The organism is Planococcus beijingensis (genome assembly GCF_016820615.1).
Classification (GTDB): Bacteria; Bacillota; Bacilli; order Bacillales_A; family Planococcaceae; genus Planococcus; species Planococcus notacanthi.
Map to the genome: position 1 here is coordinate 1,006,013 of NZ_JADHDZ010000001.1, position 17,384 is coordinate 1,023,396.

Below are 17,384 nucleotides of genomic sequence, written 5' to 3' on the forward strand. Positions count from 1 at the left end.
GAGTGAATGACTCCGTTTTTCATCGGTTATATGAAGAATACCATCAGGATGTTTTTCAGTTCCTGATTTATCTTGTGAAAAACAGGCACTTATCAGAAGACTTGATGCATGAAGTTTATATTCGTGTATTTCGTGCATATGACCGGTTTGAAGGGAAGAGTTCTGAGAAAACATGGCTTTTTTCGATTGCAAAAAATGTAGCAATCGATCATTTTCGGAAAACAGCTGTGCGAAAAAAACATTCCATGGAGTTTTTTGATTGGGAAACCCAGCAATTGGTGTCGACCGAAAGGATTCCTGAAGAAGTCTCCATGTTGAACGAAGATAAGATTTTACTCTATAAAACATTGGATACCTGCACAGGCGATCAGAAAATGGTGATCATCATGCGTTTTTTTCAGGATTTGTCGATAGCCGAAACGGCCGATATTTTAGGCTGGACGGAAGGCAAAGTAAAAACCACTCAACATCGTGCAATCAAAGCCTTGCGTGAAAAATTAATAGCCAAGGAAGGGGGAGATGAAAATGCCGAATAACAAATGGACCGATGATTCCATCGAAGATTTGTTGAAGGATTTCCCCGCAATAAAAGACCATCGGCCAAAAGAAGAAGTTTACAATCGGTTGGTTCAGAAAGAGAAAAGTCCAAAACGGCCGAAAAAATGGTTGCCTTTGCTGGCAGCTGCATTGGCGTTTATTACTATCGGCATTTTGGTTGCTGCAATCATCAATCACAATGGTATTGATTCTGCCCAAAACCCCAAAAATCCGGTCGAAGAACCTCAAGAACCTTCTGCTACCCAAGATGGTGCAGCAGAGGAAACAGGCGAGGTTCCTGAAGCGGAAGGAGCAGGAGGGTTTACCACAGCGCAGGTGGACGAGCCGTCACGGACTGCTGCCTATGAAGAACTGATCGGTGACCAAACACTGATGACGATCGGCCTCACTGAAAATGCATTTGTCGTGCCGGTATCGTTTTTGGTTCCTGAAGAACAGATAAATGCGGTTTTTGGAAATGCCGCTCCGTCTTCACTTGAGCTTTATCAGGAATTTGCAGATGACATCGATGAGACACTTCTCGGCTTTGACGAATACCATCCGTACGCTGGAAGCTTTGAAGAAACATCCATGGGTATTCGGCACCTATTGCCGCCTGACCATGCATACGACTTGGCTTCTGCAAGCATCGGTGTCTACTTCAATACCTTGGCAGCGACATTCCCGGATGCAAATGAAATTGAAATTGCCAATGAAGATGGATCGCCAGCAGAATTCGGTGAAATCGGTCCAGTAGAACCAATGAAACCTAAAGTGGAAAACCTCGCTTATTATTCTTATTCTGCTGCTAACGGTGAAGTTTACCTCGTTCCTGGATACGATATGCCGTTTGATACAGCAAATGACGCAATTGAGGCGTTGGCGAAAAATCCAAATGATTTTTATCAGGCAACCATACCAGTTGATACGGACTTTGAAATTACGGAAGCGGAAGGCATAATGCAAGTTGAATTTAAAGAGACAGTTGATTTGGACTCGCTAGATCAGCGGGAAGCGGTTCGGATGATTGAAAGTCTGGCCTTGACCGCTGCGGCTTTTGATAAAGAACTGGCTATAACGGGCGTTCAGCCGGAAAAGTGGAACAGCTTCGACTTTAGCCGACCTTTGCCGGTTCCGTTAGCGCCGAACTTGATGGACTGGCCGATACCTTAATAAAAGGAGCGTTGTAAAACAAATATGTTTACAACGCTTCTTTTTTATACTAAGATTAGGCCATAACAAAATATCGATTCATCTTCGGGGCAGGGTGCAATTCCCTACCGGCGGTAATTGAACTCTGTTCATAAGCCCGCGAGCCGTAAAACGCAGGATTTGGTGAGACTCCAAAGCCGACAGTATAGTCTGGATGGGAGAAGGTGAAGGTGCGGACGTTTGTCGTTTACATGTAGACGGAACGCTTATTAAGTGTGCCTTTTCTCCCTTAAGTGTTTGTTGCTTAAGGGTTTTTATATGTAAATGCAGTGTCCAAGCCTTTCTTCTGGTGAATCACGACAAGGAGAGAGGAATATGAAGAACAAGAAGTTGCAAACGATGATCGTAATTGGGATGTTGAGTAGTATTTCATTTATTTTAATGCTTTTCAACTTTCCGCTGCCAGCTTTACCTGCATTTTTGAAAGTTGATTTCAGTGACGTTCCTGCTTTGATCGCAGCCGTTACGATGGGGCCAGTTGCCGGAATATTAGTGGCATTTTTCAAAAATGTATTGGATTGGCTATTTGCTGGAAGCCCGACAGGCGTTCCCGTCGGCCATATGGCCAATTTTGTGACAAGCCTGCTATTCATCTTGCCGGTTTATGCCATCTACCACAAAGTAGCGACAAAGAAAGGCATGGCATTCGGATTGGCGATCGGTACATTATCGATGGCGATCGGGATGAGTGTATTGAATTACTTGGTCTTTCTGCCAATGTACACTTACTTCCTTAATATGCCAGCAGAAACAGGCAATGCCCTATTTGGCACCATCGTTTTAGGGATCCTACCATTCAATTTAATCAAAGGCGTACTTTTGACTGCGGTCGTTCTGTTGATGTTCAGCAGTATGCACACGTGGATCGAAAAGCAGCGTTCCTATTATTTATCATAGATAGAAAAGCGCAAGCAGCCGTTAAGCTCCGACAAGCGCTGAAAGCTTTACCGGGAAAGGTGTTCTTTGCCATACAGCTGGGTTGACTTATGACCCTAGGACCTGGGCCGCTGGAATGTGGCCATAAAAGAAAAGTGAAGCTGACATAACGCAATAAAAAGAAGGCGTTCGGGAGTATTTACTCCCGAACGCCTTTTCAATTTAAATCAGTCTTCGTATTTTAAAGGGTCGCCTTCGAATGATGAATCTGCAACTTTAATGGAGTCTGTTGGACATCCTTCAAATGCATCTTCCATGTCTTCCTCGAGTTCGTCTGGAACTTGTTCTGTCCCCATGTTATTATCTAAAATAACAAATGCGATTCCTTCGTCGTCATAATCATAAATATCAGGTGCCGCTGCACCACAAGCACCACAAGCGATACAAGTATCCTTGTCGACAATGGTATACTTAGCCATATTGTTTTCCTCTCCTTTATCTCCGAACAAGTTCAGTTATACTATCGTTTTTATTCTAAAGGTGTTTGAGTAGTTTTTCAACCCAAAACCGCTAGGGGGCGCAAGCTTGTTATTCACCGAACTGATTATGGCCATTATGAAAGCCGTCGACAGGCAGCGGACGCTCACTTCCCCATTCCATTTGATTAAAGGAAAGAAGTCCGGCCAGACCATCCAGGATATCGGTTATTTCAACCTATATCCCTATTTCGGCGTGTTACCTAAACTGGATAAGAAAGCCTATGACCAAGCGGTTCAGCGCTTGTTTATGGAGGGGTACTTACTGGAAAATGAACAGGTTATTGAACTGACTCCGAAAGCGCTGGATGCTGAGGTCGCTCCATCCCCGTTAAATGGCTGGAAATACCGTGGAAATGAGATTATTTTCTTTCAACGGTTGTCACTAATTGTTCAAACTTTGTCTAATACCAGCCAAGGCATTAAAATATTTGATCCCATTGTCAATAAGGAAGAAGTACAGGCATGGGTCAAAATGTATTTGAAGCGAATCGGATTTCGGGATTTAACAGTCGTACAAACGTTTAAAGAGCAACTATTGGCTACCTTAACCAATACGGAAATATCAGAAATACATAAAATGATCCTGATGGAGCGTTTATCAGGACATGAATTGAGTGGGTTAACATGGCAGCAGATCGCCGATTCCAAGGAGTTGGCGATTCTGGATGCCCAATTGATGTTCGTGGAAGCACTGCATGGATGGATGGCTGCCATTGAACACGCAAAACCATCCCTGCTCATTGGATTAATGGAAGGAATCATTCAGCAGTCTTCTTTGACAGAAACCGCTAAACGCACAGAAAAATTATTTGAAAGAGGATTTTCATTGGAACAAATAGCTTCCCTGCGGCAATTGAAAACCAGCACAATAGAAGATCACTTCGTGGAATTGGCGATGAACGATCCCTATTTCAATTTTACGCCGTTTGTAGATCCGCAGTTGTATGAAGCCATCATTGCTGAAAGCCGGCAACGAAAAACGAAAAGATTGCGTGATATCAAAGAGCATTTGCCTCAAGCCAGTTATTTTCAAATCCGTTTGGCTTTAGCCATTAGGGAGGAACAAGGATGAATCTAGAGAAATTATTGTATTCTGCCTACGGTTTTTCTTCATTCCGTCCAGGTCAACGGGAGATCATCGAGCAGGTATTGGCTGGAAAAGATGTCATTGCACTGCTGCCGACAGGAATGGGGAAATCCATCTGTTACCAGCTTCCAGCAAAGATTCTGCCTAACAGTGTATTGATTATTTCCCCATTATTGTCTTTAATGCAAGATCAAGTGGCGCAGTTGAAGAAGATGGGGGAAAAATCAGTAGTTGCCATCAATTCTTTTCTGAAGCCTGAGGACAAAGAAAAGGTATGGAGCAATCTCGGCTCCTATAAATTCATTTTTGTTTCACCGGAAATGCTGGTTCAGCCATATGTGAAACAAAAGCTTCAGCAAATACGAATTTCTTTACTGGTTGCTGATGAAGCCCATTGCATTTCTCAATGGGGATTTGATTTCCGGCCGGATTATTTGCGGATTTCAGAAATCCTGCCCGCTTTAAACTTTCCGCAAGTACTGGCATTGACGGCGACTGCTACAGATAAAGTAACGGAGGAAATAAGGGAATACTTATCCTTGAAAGAACCCTATATCTATAGGCATCCAATGGACAGGGAAAATATTGTCTATGATATCAAGAAATTCGATGACCAACGTGACAAGCTTGAATTTCTGAAGGGGTTTATTCGTAAGTTCAGCGGTCCGGGAATCATTTACGCAGGAACTAGAAAAAAGTCCCAAGAACTTTCTTCTCTTTTGGCAGAACAGGGAGTTTCTTCGGCATTTTACCATGGCGGTATGGAACATCAGGATCGTGTCTTTGTCCAACAGCAATTTCAAAACGGAGAGCTGCAGTGGATCTGCTCAACAAATGCTTTTGGCATGGGTGTCCATATACCGAATATCCGGCACGTCATCCACTTTCAATTGCCGACTTCGATAGAAGGTTATGTTCAAGAAGTGGGAAGGGCCGGACGGGACGGACAGCCGGCATTGGCTACCCTGCTTTATGCGCAAGGAGATGAAGCCTTGCTGGAAAGTTTGGTGATGGACGACTTGCCGACACAGCATGAAATCGAAGCTGTTTATCGAAACGGCACGGCTGCAACTCATTTAATCGACCAAGGAATCGTCCGGGAGACGGCTTTTCGGGTTGCTTCTTATTGGATCACCAAATTGCCATTGGAAGGCGTAAACAAGCAAATGGAGCTTCTGAGAAGAGGGAAATGGGAGCAGGCGGCAAAAATCCGTGAATTGCTGTCATTGGAAAGTTGTTTGCGGAGCTATATCATCAGCTGTTTTGATCAACAGCTTGCCGATAAGCCTTCGAATTGCTGTATCAACGATGGAATCGATTATGAAGTGTTTGCGGAATTTTTGCCTTCGGCAGAAAAGCAGCAACCGCTTGATTGGCAAGATCGATTGCGTGTAATATTACCTATATAAGATTCTCGTTAACTGTCATTTACAAATGAGTCTTTTTTCGTCATAATAGATATATTAGTACAGATAGGGGTCGTCATGAATGGGAAATAACAGTTATTATGAGTCGGTTGAAAAAAACCGGCAGGAAATATCGATAGACAAAAATTCTGCTTTGTCGAGAGCAGCTCAGCGGCAGGCACAAAAGCCTAGGCCAAACCCTAAAAAGAACAAAAGCCTATTGATGCCTGCGTTATTCTTTATTTTTATCTTAATACCCGTTACTTTACTGATTTATGTAGCTTTCTTATATGAACCCGATGATTCATTGACAGCTAAACCTGCAGAAAATGAAGTGAGTTTTGAGATGAATTCCCAACCATCCAATTCTGCTGTAGTGGCGGCCGAGGAAGAAGAAAAAGAAAAAGAAAAAGAAAAAGAAAAAGCGAAAAAAGCAGCTGAAGAAAAAGAGAAAGCTGCTGCAGAAAAAAAACAAGCTGAGAAAAAAGCTGCTGCAGAAGCCGATGCCGCTGAGAAAGCTGAAGCTGAAGCAAAGGCGAATGCTGAAGCTAAAGCAATAGCCGATGCACAGGCGAAGGAAAAAGCTGAAGCAGAGGCCAAAGCGAAGGCGGATGCAGAAGCGAAAGCCGTTGCTGAAGCTCAAGCGAAAAAAGAGGCAGAAGCGAAAGCCGCTGCTGAAGCCCAGACGAAAAAAGAAGCGGAAGCAAAAGCTGAAGCGGATAAAAAAGAAGAAGTGCCAAGCGCAAACGGCAAAACCTACGTGGTCCAGTCCAGTGAAACGCTTTACCGCATCGCCGTCAATAATTACGGTGCAGCAGGAGCCGCTGCGGCAGTCGAAAAGATCAAACAGGCTAATGGCTTGAGTTCAAACAGCATCAGCCCTGGCCAGACATTGATTCTGCCATAAGCAAATTCGGCTGATTAATAAACTTCCGAAAAGGGAATAGATGTTTATAGATTATAGAAGTGAGGCGAGCAGATGTTTGTAAAAAGCGTAATGGTCAAAAGAGAAAAATGCCATACTGTGCAGTTGGATGATTCCGTACAAGTAGGTTTTGAGTTGCTGGAAAAATACACAATTGATGCGTTGCCTGTAGTGGAGGGAACCGAGTACAAAGGGATTTTCACTTGGTATTATGCCTATCGCGCATTTTTCCATTCCGGAAAAACAAAAGAAGAGTTTGCCAAAACCACTAAGGTCCGTGACGTTATTGTAAATGAAGATGTGTATTTGAATATCAATGATGTTTATGAAAAAGCGTTGGTGGAATTGAATGATTTTCCGATCATCGCAGTTGTTGAAGACCATCAATTTTTGGGGATTGTAACCAGGTTTGATGTTGTCAATCAATTGCAAAGTGCTTTTGGCATGGACAGACCGGGCTATCGCATCACATTTACATCCGTAGAATCAGAAGGCCGTATCGGCCGCCTTGGTGAGATCATCGAAAAGTTCAAGGAATCGGTTGTTTCCCTTGTGACATTTGATGAGACCAATAAAATGGTTCGCCGCATTGTCCTGAAAATTGAAAAGAAAGACAACATTGACCGTTTTGTAAAAGAACTGGAGAAATCCGGCTTCCGCGTCTTGGATATCGCAGAAGATTAATTTTAAACTAAAGTGAAAAAGCATAAGCCTCGCTTATGTTTTTTTCGTTTTTTGGAAGGACGCATCCCCTGATGAAATATTTTATCCGATTAGCTCTAGCAGCTTTTGCGCTGCTTCTTTTTATGGTGCGAAGCGCATTTGCGGAAAAGCTGAATAAGCAAACTATCCATCTGGCTTCAGAAAAGCCATTTGATCCATTTCAACTTTTTTTCATAGCAGATATCCATAGACGAACCATTAAAGCTGATCTTATTGATTTTCCGGTCGATCTTATTGTCATCGGAGGCGATCTAGTGGAAAAGGGAGTGCCTTTGAAGCGAGTCGCTGAAAATATCAAAAACCTGACAGCTATCGCACCTGTTTATTTTGTATGGGGAAACAATGATCGGGAAGTGGATGAAACTTCACTCAGAAAAATTTTCGCGCATTACGGTGTGACTGTGTTGGATGACGAATCGGTGTCGCTATTCGGCAATAGCCGGTTGAAACTGGTTGGGCTGGATCATTTCGCTTACAAACCTGATGGCTTTGACAATGCGTTTAAAGCTGTTGAAGTCGGTGATACCGTATTGTTTATATCCCATACCCCTTTTGATTTTTGGAAAATCAAAGGGCCTTATTCAGCCGACTTGCTGCTGGCTGGCCATACTCACGGCGGCCAGATACGCATTGGCCCTTTCGGACTGTTTAAAAAAGGCTCACTGAAAGTGAAAGAGGACCGGGTGGAGTTAATCAGCAATGGATTTGGTACCACAACACTCCACTTGCGGCTGGGAGCTCCAGCCGAATTTCATGTGTTGACCATAAAGCCAAAATTGAAATAAAATTTGTCACAAAGTGGATCCATCCATTATGCTTAAACAAGAATCAAGTACAGGAGATGTTTTGGAATGGAATATGTAGATGCTCTTATTATTGGAGGCGGCCCATGCGGATTGTCGGCCGCCATTGAATTGAAAGAAATCGGACTGCAGCCGGTTGTGATTGAAAAAGGCAATATCGTTAATGCGATTTTCAACTACCCGACGCATCAAACCTTTTTCAGCACAAGTGAAAAGCTGTCTATAGGCGATGTCCCGTTCATCATTGAAGGACGCAAGCCGAAGCGCAATCAGGCACTGGTCTATTATCGTGAAGTGGTAAAACGGAGCGGCATAAAAGTGCAGCCGTTTGAGACTGTGGAGCACGTGGAACGGAACGAGCAGGACGGTTCGTTCAGCGTCAAGACTTCAAAAGGCTATTATCAAGCAAAATATGTCATAGCGGCAACGGGCTATTACGATCAGCCCAATGCCTTGAATGTAGAAGGTGCAAAACTGCCGAAAGTGATGCATTATTTCAAAGAAGGCCATCCTTATTTTGATCAGGATGTGTTAATCATAGGGGGCAAGAACTCTGCTGTCGATGCTGCTCTGGAATTACATAAAGCAGGCAGCCGCGTCACGGTCTCCTATCATGGAACGAGCTACTCAAAAAGTATAAAACCATGGATTCTTCCGGAGTTTGACGGCTTGGTGAGAAAAGGTGAAATTACCATGCTGTTTGATTCGATGGTCGACAAAATAACGGATACCAGTGTGGAGCTGACTGTCAACGATCAAAAAGAAACGATTCCCAACCACTTCGTCTTTGCCATGATCGGCTATCATCCAGACCATGCTTTCTTAAAGTCGATGGGAATTTCCATTGATCCGGCTTCCGGTCGCCCGACTTTCAATGAGCAAACAATGGAAACCGAAGTGGAGAACCTTTATATCGCCGGCGTGATTGCGGCAGGCAATAATGCCAATGAAATCTTTATTGAAAATGGGCGCTTTCATGGACAGCAAATTGCGGAAGCTATTGCAAAAAAAGAAAGCACAGTTTAAATGTGCTTTCTTTTTTTGTTTTGATTTGAACGGATAGAAACCGTGAACAAGAAAGGGTGTTTATTTATGAAAAAGAAAGTTTCACTAATTACAACGGGCGGAACAATTGCCAGCAGACAAGTATCCAACGGACTTTTAAAATCCGGAGCGATTTCAGGAAAGGAATTGGCAGAACTTTGCCAACTTCCTGAAGAAATAGAAGTCAAAGTGATTGACGTATTTCAATTGCCGAGCATGCATATCGGATTCGATCAAATGCTGGAAATCAGAGAAGCCATCCTCCAGGAACTTCAGGATCCGGAAGTGGAAGGGGTTGTCGTTACACATGGCACAGATACATTGGAAGAAACCGCTTATTTTCTCGACCTGACGATTGGCGATGATCGGACAGTTGTCATTACGGGGTCTCAACGTTCACCTGAAGAAGTTGGAACCGATGTTTATTCAAACCTGCGCAATTCCATTTATGTGGCTGTAGATCATAATTTAAGAGGCATAGGGGCTGTGGCAGTCTTCAACGAACGGATTTACAGCGGCAAATACGTAAAAAAAGTCCATTCCAGCAATCTGCAGGGATTTGATTCGTTTGGGCATGGTTATTTAGGCATCATTGACAATGACACGGTACGTGTATACCAGAAACCTGTAATGCACGAAGTCCATTTGATTCAAAGTCCATTGCCAAGAGTGGATATCATAAAATGCCATTCCGGACAGGATGGTTACTTGATTGATATGTTGGTGGCGGGGCCAACTAAAGGGATTATTTTAGAAGCGGCAGGAAGAGGCCAGGTATCACCGCATATGGTGGAAGCGATTGACCATGCAATCAGACAAGGGATTCCTGTAGTAGTGACAACCAGTGCGGAGGAAGGAAATGCTTATCCGGCTTATAGCTATCCGGGAAGCGCGCATGATTTGCTGACTCGGGGTGTCATTCTTGGAAGTGACTATGACAGCAAAAAAGCGCGCATCAAACTTGCGGTCTTATTATCTGCCGATGGGGACATTCCAGCGAATGCTTTTGAAAGATAGGAAATCTTAAAAGACAGCTCAGGAAATCTGAAAATCATGGCATTAAACGTGATACAATTAAGGTAATACAAACAAAGGGGTATAGCGTATGATTATTTTATTAACTGTAGCAATAGCCCCGAGTTTAGCCCTGTTCAGTTACTTGTATTTGCGTGATCAATTTGCCAGTGAACCTTCGAAACTGCTGTTTCAAAGTTTTTTATACGGAGCTATTTTGACTTTTCCAATCCTATTTGTCCAATATGTATTCGATGCTGAAGGCGTTTTTACCAGCGGCTTTGCCCAAAATGTCATTTTTTCCAGTATAATCGAAGAATTTTTCAAATGGTTGGTTTTATTGATAGCTGTATACCGCCATGTCGATTTTGAAGATCCTTATGACGGAATTCTTTATGGAGCCAGTGTTTCTCTGGGATTTGCGACGGTGGAAAACATTTTATATTTACTGGAATTTGGATTGCAGACCGCATTTCTGCGGGCATTTTTGCCGGTATCCAGCCATGCTTTGTTCGGGGTTGTCATGGGTTATTATTTCGGGAAAGCAAAATTCTCGAAAAGCAGCCAGCGCAGGCGTTGGCTTGGCTGGGCATTCCTCAGCTCAGTGATTCTGCACATGGCTTATAATACCAGTCTATATGTCTACGATAATATCATGTATGGAGCGATTCCATTTATGCTGTTTCTCTGGTGGTTTGGCCTTAAAAAAGTCAAGCAGGCGCATTTGCTTTCTTTATCGCATTACCATGACCGCAATTCATCGATGCAATCCAGCGAACTGAAATAAATACCCGAAGAAAAGCCTCGATCTTAAAGGCTTTTTTTTGTTGGATAAATTTTGCTTTCAGCCGATCATTTTATGTTTGGAGTTAAGTTCAGCCCGGGCGCTGGTGCATTTCTTATGGTAAAATATGATGAATACATATGATGAGGTGACTATTTTGACGAAACCGATACAAATAGCAATTGATGGACCGGCAGCTGCGGGCAAAAGCACGATTGCAAAAATCGTGGCCGAAAAGCTGGGTTATGTTTACATCGATACGGGTGCAATGTACCGAGCTATCACATTAAAAGCATTAAATGAAGGCATTAATATGGCCAGCAATACAGAGGCCGGCAAATTATTGGCAGAAACGGAAATTGATCTGCAACCGTCAGAAGATGGCCAATTGGTTTTTTTGGATAAAGAAGATGTAACAGAAGCAATCCGTTCTCAGCATGTGACAAAGGCTGTTTCAGAGATGGCTGCACATGAATTGGTCCGGTTGCGTATGGTGGAGCTCCAACAGCAATTGGCTGAAGCGCGCGGAGTGGTTATGGATGGCCGGGATATCGGAACACATGTCCTTCCACACGCTGCGCTGAAAGTGTTTATGTCGGCATCTGTAGAAGAACGTGCGAGAAGAAGATTTGAAGAAAATAAGAAAAGAGATATCCTGACTCCGCTAGAAGAGCTTCAGGCTGAAATCGCCAAACGGGATAAAATGGACAGCGAACGTGAAGTTGCTCCGCTTCGTCAGGCGGATGACGCCATTTATCTCGATACAACCGCTTTGACGATTGATCAGGCGGCACAGAAAATATTGAAACTGGCTGAAGAGAGGTTGGTGTAAAGTGAATTTATATGCAGTTGGCAAAGGTTTGGTCAAAACCGTATTAAGCCCTTTATATCGTTTCGAAGTCATCGGAGCTGAAAATTTTCCGAAAGAAGGTGGCATTCTTCTATGTTCCAATCATATTCACGCGCTCGATCCGCCTGTTGTCGGAATGACAGCACCAAGAACCGTGCATTTTATGGCAAAAGAGGAACTATTCAAAGCGCCAATCCTCGGACCGATCCTTCCGAAAGTTAATGCCTTTCCTGTAAAACGTGGGATGAGTGACCGCGAAGCGCTCCGGACTGCTTTAAAGATCCTAAAAAGTGGCGAAGTTGTCGGACTGTTTCCTGAAGGAACCCGTTCAACTGACGGCGTCCTAAAAAAAGGGCTGAGCGGTGCAGGTTTTTTTGCGCTGCGAGGCAATGCGGATGTAATGCCTTGTGCAATCATCGGACCTTATAAAGCGTTTCGCAAAGTAAGAGTGGTGTACGGTGAGCCGATTCTAATGCAGCCGTTCCGTGAACGAAAAGCATCGGTAGATGAGGTAACCGAAGCCATAATGGCAAGCATCCAGAAGATTCTGGACAACTATGCTGAGAATAAGTGATAATTTTTGTTTTTATTAGAGAATTCGAATAAAATAGAAGGTGGATAGTTTGTGAAGGAGGGCTACTTATGTCAGAGGAAACGAACATGATGGAAAACCGTGACTTCCAAACAGGAGATCGCGTGAAGGGGATAGTGGCAAAAATTGAAGAAAAGGCAGTAACCGTAACAATTGAAGGGGCACCTTTTGATGGCATTATACCCATTAGTGAGTTATCGAGCCTGCATATTGAAAAAGCGTCGGATTCTGTACAAGTCGGTGATGAACTGAATCTGATCATCACAAAAGTGGAAGATGAAAATTTTGTTTTATCCAAACGCAAAGTCGATGCCGAACAGGCATGGGACGAATTGGAGAAAAAGTTTGAATCTGGTGAGATTATCGAAGCTGAAGTGAAAGACGTTGTGAAAGGCGGTTTGGTAGTCGATTTGGGCGTACGCGGATTCGTACCGGCTTCTTTAGTGGAAGACTATTTTGTTGAGTCTTTCGAGGACTACAAAGGCAAAGTGCTGACTTTCAAGATTGTAGAAATGGAAAAAGAAAACAATCGCCTGATTCTTTCTCACCGAGCGGTGGTCGAGAAGGAAAAAGAATCCCAGAAAGAGCAGGTAATGGAACACATTCACGCTGGAGACGAGCTGAAAGGGAAAGTTCAACGGATTGCTTCTTTCGGTGCTTTTGTCGATATCGGAGGAGTGGACGGTTTGGTCCATATCTCGCAGCTGTCGCATGAGCATGTAGAAAAGGTATCTGATGTTGTTACGGAAGGGCAGGAAGTGACTGTCAAAGTGCTGTCTGTCGACCGTGATTCAGAACGCATTTCCTTGTCCATTAAAGATACCTTGCCAGGTCCATGGGATTCCATCGATGAAAAAGCGCCGAAAGGTTCTGTTCATGCCGGAACAGTTAAGCGCTTGGTCAGCTATGGTGCATTTGTGGAAGTATTGCCCGGAGTTGAAGGGCTGGTCCATATTTCTCAAATCGCCCACAAGCATATCGCGACACCGAATGAGGTGCTGACAGAAGGCCAAGAAGTTCAGGTCAAAGTGTTGGAAGTCAACAAAGCAGACAAACGCTTGTCCCTCAGCATCAAAGAATTGCTGGAAAAAGAAAGCGGCCAGGATTTTTCTGAGTACGAGATGCCTGAAGAATCGACCGGATTCTCGATCAGTGATGTAATCGGTGATAAACTGAAAGGCTTTAAATCCGAATAATATGTCGAGAGCTCAGCGTAAAATGGATCATATACAATATGCTTTATCCACAGGACAAAGCAAAAAAAACATGTTCAATGATATTCGTTTCGTGCATCAGGCTTTACCGGATAGCGCGGTATCAAGTATCAGCATAAAACCGAAAACAGGTGATTTGAACTTGAAATCACCTGTTTTTATTAATGCCATGACAGGTGGCGGAGGCAGAGATACTGAACAGTTGAATGGCCTGCTTGCGCGAGTTGCCAAAGAGACGGGAGCAGCCATGGCGGTCGGATCACAAATGTCGGCACTTAAAGACCGTAATGAGCGGCAATCTTATGCTATCGTGCGAAAAGAAAATCCGCATGGCATCCTATTTGCCAATCTGGGAAGCGAAGCTACGGTCCAGCAGGCACAGGAAGCAGTCGAAATGATCGAAGCCAATGCTCTGCAAATCCACTTGAATGTGGTGCAGGAATTGACGATGCCCGAAGGGGATCGTGATTTCCGTGGGGCATTCGACCGCATACAGGCAATCGCTGAACAGCTCCAAGTCCCGGTGATTGTTAAGGAAACAGGTTTTGGAATGTCACGGGAAGCGGCTGGAAAATTAGCTGGAACTGAAGTCGCAGCTATTGATGTCAGTGGCTTTGGCGGCACGAATTTCGCCTCGATTGAAAACGAACGCCGCAGAAGAAAGCTGGCCTATTTTGAAGATTGGGGAATTCCGACAGCCGCAGCAATTGTGGAAGTGAAGAGCGTCTTTAAAAAGATGGTTCTCGCATCTGGTGGCATACAGGGTGCCCAGGACATGATCAAAGCCTTTTTATTGGGTGCGGATGCTGTCGGCTTGGCAGGCTCTTTTTTGAAGACAGCCATGCAAGAAGGCGAAAAGCAGCTGATTGAAGAGATAGAAGCGCTGCATGAAGACTTAGCGATGATGATGACGGCTCTCGGAGCTGAAAACCTGACGGATCTGCAGAAACGTCCTGCGGTCATTTCGGGAGAATTGGCGCAGTATCTCAGTGCCAGAGGCTTTAGTCCGGCTTCATATGCAAACCCGAAGAAAAACTGAATATTACACATTTAAAGGGGATGGACATTTAACTGATGCCATCGCCTTTTTCGTGTATAATAGGCATATCAGAAGTGGAAGGATGAATTTTATATGTCAAAACCGGTAGTAGCAATAGTTGGCCGGCCGAACGTTGGTAAGTCCACGATTTTTAATCGCGTGGTAGGAGAACGGGTTTCCATAGTGGAAGATATTCCAGGAGTAACGCGTGACCGTATTTACAGCTCGGCAGATTGGCTGACACATGAATTTAATATTATAGATACGGGAGGCATCGATCTTCGTGACGAGCCATTCCTTGAACAAATCCGTCAACAGGCAGAAATTGCCATGGACGAAGCGGATGTCATCATTTTCCTTGTCAACGGGCGTGATGGTGTCACAACGCAAGATGAACAAGTAGCCAAAATTCTTTATCGTACAAAAAAACCGGTCATTCTGGCCGTCAATAAAATCGACAATCCCGATATGCGCCACCTGATCTATGATTTTTACACATTGGGAATGGGCGAGCCTTTTCCTCTTTCAGGATCTCACGGATTGGGTCTAGGGGATCTTTTGGACGAAGTGGCCAAAAACTTTCCGACCGAAGACGATGAGGAGTATCCGGATGATGTCATCAAATTCTCATTGATCGGCCGTCCAAACGTCGGCAAATCTTCTCTTGTAAACTCATTTTTAGGGGAAGAACGCGTTATTGTGAGCGAAGTCGCGGGAACGACACGCGACGCTATCGATACGCAATATGAATACAATGATCAGCCGTATGTCATTATCGACACGGCAGGAATGCGCAAAAAAGGGAAAGTTTATGAAACAACTGAGAAGTACAGTGTATTGCGCGCTTTGCGTGCCATCGAACGCTCAGACGTTGTTTTAGTGGTCTTGAACGCAGAAGAGGGCATTCAGGAGCAGGACAAAAAAATTGCCGGTTATGCACATGAAGCTGGCAAAGCAGTCATTATCATTGTCAACAAATGGGATGCTGTTGAAAAAGATGAAAAAACCATGAATGTCATGACACGCAAAATCCGTGAGCATTTCCTGTTCTTGGATTATGCACCGATTATGTTTGTGTCGGCAATCAGCGGCAAGCGCGTCCACAATATTTTGGAAATTGTCAATAAAGTCAATGACAACCATTCAAGACGAATCCAATCGAGTATTTTGAACGAAGTGATCGAAGACGCAGTAGCCATGAACCCGGCACCATCAGACAAAGGCCGTCGTCTGCGTGTTTATTATGCAACCCAAGTGGCCATCAAGCCTCCGACATTCGTTGTCTTTGTCAACGAGCCGGAGATGATGCACTTCAGTTATGAACGCTTCTTGCAAAACCGGATTCGTGAGAGTTTCGATTTTGAAGGAACTCCGCTTCGTCTTATCACGAGAGCGCGTACTTAAGGTAAAAAGGTGGTTTAATCTTATGGAAAAAGTTTCTGTTTTTGGAGCAGGAAGCTGGGGAACTGCGTTGAGTTATGTACTTGCTCAAAACAACCACGATCTATTGCTTTGGACACATCGTCAGGAGCAAGCAGACGAAATTAACCAGCATACCAATAAACGCTATTTGAAAGATACACAGCTGCCGGAAAATCTGAAAGCAACCAGCGATTTATCAGAAGCTGTTGAGCATGGAGATATCTATGTAATGGCTGTTCCGACCAAAGCCATCCGTGAAGTCTGCCAGGACATTAAAAAAAGTCTGAATCGGAAAATTTTGTTCGTCCATGTTTCTAAAGGAATCGAACCGGATTCACTAAAGCGGATCAGCGAAATGATCCGTGAAGAAATTCCGGAGCAATGGATTGAAGATGTTGTCGTCCTGTCCGGACCAAGCCATGCGGAAGAAGTGGTGCAAGAGCATCCAACGACTGTTACGGCTGCCTGTGAGAACACAGCAGCAGCCAACCGCATTCAGGATCTGTTCATGAACCATTATTTCCGTGTGTATACGAATACCGATGTAATCGGTGTGGAAATCGGCGGAGCCTTGAAGAACATCATTGCTCTGGCTGTTGGAATCACAGACGGCTTGGGCTACGGCGACAACGCCAAAGCTGCTATCATGACGCGGGGGCTGGCTGAAATTGCACGCCTCGGTGTAAAGATGGGTGCAACTCCGTTAACTTTCTCCGGTTTGACCGGTGTGGGTGATTTGATCGTGACTTGCACCAGTGTGCATTCACGTAACTGGCGGGCAGGAAACATGCTTGGCAAAGGAAAATCATTGGACGAAGTGCTGGAAGAAATGGGCATGGTTGTCGAAGGGATACGGACGACGAAAGCAGCGTATCAATTATCAAAAGCTTATGACGTTCCGATGCCGATTACGTCTGCACTTTATGCCGTTCTATTCGATAATGTGTCGACCGATGACGCTGTTGAAAAGCTGATGGGCCGCATGAAGAAGAACGAAATGGAAGATTTGATCAACTTGCTTTAATTGTCACAAAAGAAGAGGGTGCAAGCTGCAGCCTCTTCTTTTTTTATGCTATACTATTGACTGAAACAGTATGAAAGGCGGGCATTTATGAGTGCGTTAGATAAAATGTGGGTATCGTTTGCCGGAATTGCTTTTTTGATGATTTCGATGGGTTTTATCTACTTGAGCAGATACAAGTTAAAAAATGGCATCCTTAAATTTATTTTTGCGCTAGTTGCTTACATTTTGCTGATTCTTGGATTCTTTATCATGATATTCATAGTATTCAGCGGCCCTACAGGCGGCGCTTGAGG

19 protein-coding genes and 1 riboswitch are annotated in these 17,384 nt (G+C 44.1%); of the genes, 18 read left to right on the plus strand and 1 reads right to left on the minus strand.

What is annotated here, in order from left to right; translation table 11 throughout:
* Positions 1-2 precede the first annotated feature (2 nt).
* The 3 genes from sigX to IRE19_RS04735 all read left to right on the plus strand — a co-directional run bounded on the left by sigX (position 3) and on the right by IRE19_RS04735 (position 2,646).
* Positions 3-536 (plus strand): RNA polymerase sigma factor SigX, encoded by a 534-nt coding sequence (gene sigX / locus IRE19_RS04725; protein WP_191714213.1) that lies wholly within the window; start codon positions 3-5, stop codon positions 534-536.
* Positions 526-1,710, plus strand: a complete 1,185-nt coding sequence (locus IRE19_RS04730; RefSeq protein WP_203339476.1) for a GerMN domain-containing protein — start codon at positions 526-528, stop codon at positions 1,708-1,710. Before sigX ends, IRE19_RS04730 begins: the two co-directional genes overlap by 11 nt.
* Before the next feature lie 76 nt (positions 1,711-1,786).
* A riboswitch (FMN riboswitch) is annotated at positions 1,787-1,919 on the plus strand.
* Positions 1,920-2,064: 145 nt separating this feature from the next.
* On the plus strand, positions 2,065-2,646 hold the full coding sequence (locus tag IRE19_RS04735; protein ID WP_191714215.1) for an ECF transporter S component: 582 nt from the start codon (positions 2,065-2,067) through the stop codon (positions 2,644-2,646).
* A gap of 206 nt (positions 2,647-2,852) precedes the next feature.
* On the opposite strand, the gene IRE19_RS04740 is transcribed toward IRE19_RS04735, so the two are convergent.
* Positions 2,853-3,104 carry a ferredoxin gene (locus IRE19_RS04740; protein ID WP_142826477.1) on the minus strand — a complete coding sequence of 84 codons (252 nt, stop codon included), beginning with the start codon at positions 3,102-3,104 and terminating at the stop codon, positions 2,853-2,855.
* Positions 3,105-3,210: 106 nt separating this feature from the next.
* Between IRE19_RS04740 and IRE19_RS04745 the strand changes: the two genes are divergently transcribed.
* The 15 genes from IRE19_RS04745 (at position 3,211) to IRE19_RS04815 (ending at position 17,382) form a co-directional block, all read left to right on the plus strand.
* The gene (locus tag IRE19_RS04745; protein WP_191714216.1) at positions 3,211-4,236 is read left to right on the plus strand and encodes a YpbB family protein; all 1,026 of its coding nucleotides are present in this window, start codon (positions 3,211-3,213) and stop codon (positions 4,234-4,236) included.
* Positions 4,233-5,660, plus strand: coding sequence for a RecQ family ATP-dependent DNA helicase (locus IRE19_RS04750; RefSeq protein ID WP_203339477.1), 1,428 nt, complete (start codon positions 4,233-4,235; stop codon positions 5,658-5,660). Before IRE19_RS04745 ends, IRE19_RS04750 begins: the two co-directional genes overlap by 4 nt.
* Before the next feature lie 79 nt (positions 5,661-5,739).
* Complete coding sequence (locus IRE19_RS04755) at positions 5,740-6,564, plus strand: LysM peptidoglycan-binding domain-containing protein (protein ID WP_203339478.1); 825 nt, start codon at positions 5,740-5,742, stop codon at positions 6,562-6,564.
* 72 nt (positions 6,565-6,636) lie between these two features.
* Positions 6,637-7,266, plus strand: a complete 630-nt coding sequence (locus IRE19_RS04760) for a CBS domain-containing protein (protein WP_191714219.1) — start codon at positions 6,637-6,639, stop codon at positions 7,264-7,266.
* Positions 7,267-7,337: 71 nt separating this feature from the next.
* Positions 7,338-8,090, plus strand: a complete 753-nt coding sequence (locus IRE19_RS04765; RefSeq protein WP_203339479.1) for a metallophosphoesterase — start codon at positions 7,338-7,340, stop codon at positions 8,088-8,090.
* Positions 8,091-8,156: 66 nt separating this feature from the next.
* On the plus strand, positions 8,157-9,134 hold the full coding sequence (locus IRE19_RS04770; RefSeq protein ID WP_203339480.1) for a YpdA family putative bacillithiol disulfide reductase: 978 nt from the start codon (positions 8,157-8,159) through the stop codon (positions 9,132-9,134).
* 66 nt (positions 9,135-9,200) lie between these two features.
* Positions 9,201-10,169, plus strand: a complete 969-nt coding sequence (locus tag IRE19_RS04775) for an asparaginase (RefSeq protein ID WP_203339481.1) — start codon at positions 9,201-9,203, stop codon at positions 10,167-10,169.
* 88 nt (positions 10,170-10,257) lie between these two features.
* Positions 10,258-10,953, plus strand: a complete 696-nt coding sequence (gene prsW, locus IRE19_RS04780) for a glutamic-type intramembrane protease PrsW (protein ID WP_203339482.1) — start codon at positions 10,258-10,260, stop codon at positions 10,951-10,953.
* Positions 10,954-11,107: 154 nt separating this feature from the next.
* The gene (cmk, locus tag IRE19_RS04785; RefSeq protein ID WP_203339483.1) at positions 11,108-11,782 is read left to right on the plus strand and encodes a (d)CMP kinase; all 675 of its coding nucleotides are present in this window, start codon (positions 11,108-11,110) and stop codon (positions 11,780-11,782) included.
* Between the two features lies 1 nt (position 11,783).
* Positions 11,784-12,374: a lysophospholipid acyltransferase family protein gene (locus IRE19_RS04790; protein WP_191714225.1), complete on the plus strand. Its 591-nt coding sequence runs from the start codon at positions 11,784-11,786 to the stop codon at positions 12,372-12,374.
* A 68-nt stretch (positions 12,375-12,442) separates the two neighbouring features.
* Positions 12,443-13,588 carry a 30S ribosomal protein S1 gene (gene rpsA / locus IRE19_RS04795; RefSeq protein ID WP_203339484.1) on the plus strand — a complete coding sequence of 382 codons (1,146 nt, stop codon included), beginning with the start codon at positions 12,443-12,445 and terminating at the stop codon, positions 13,586-13,588.
* A 22-nt stretch (positions 13,589-13,610) separates the two neighbouring features.
* Positions 13,611-14,645 carry a type 2 isopentenyl-diphosphate Delta-isomerase gene (gene fni / locus IRE19_RS04800; protein ID WP_284700302.1) on the plus strand — a complete coding sequence of 345 codons (1,035 nt, stop codon included), beginning with the start codon at positions 13,611-13,613 and terminating at the stop codon, positions 14,643-14,645.
* A 93-nt stretch (positions 14,646-14,738) separates the two neighbouring features.
* Entirely contained in the window at positions 14,739-16,049 is a 1,311-nt protein-coding gene (gene der / locus IRE19_RS04805; protein ID WP_191714228.1) for a ribosome biogenesis GTPase Der, read from the plus strand.
* Between the two features lie 22 nt (positions 16,050-16,071).
* Complete coding sequence (locus IRE19_RS04810; protein ID WP_203339486.1) at positions 16,072-17,091, plus strand: NAD(P)H-dependent glycerol-3-phosphate dehydrogenase; 1,020 nt, start codon at positions 16,072-16,074, stop codon at positions 17,089-17,091.
* Positions 17,092-17,178: 87 nt separating this feature from the next.
* Complete coding sequence (locus tag IRE19_RS04815) at positions 17,179-17,382, plus strand: DUF2768 domain-containing protein (protein ID WP_191714230.1); 204 nt, start codon at positions 17,179-17,181, stop codon at positions 17,380-17,382.
* Positions 17,383-17,384: the final 2 nt, after the last annotated feature.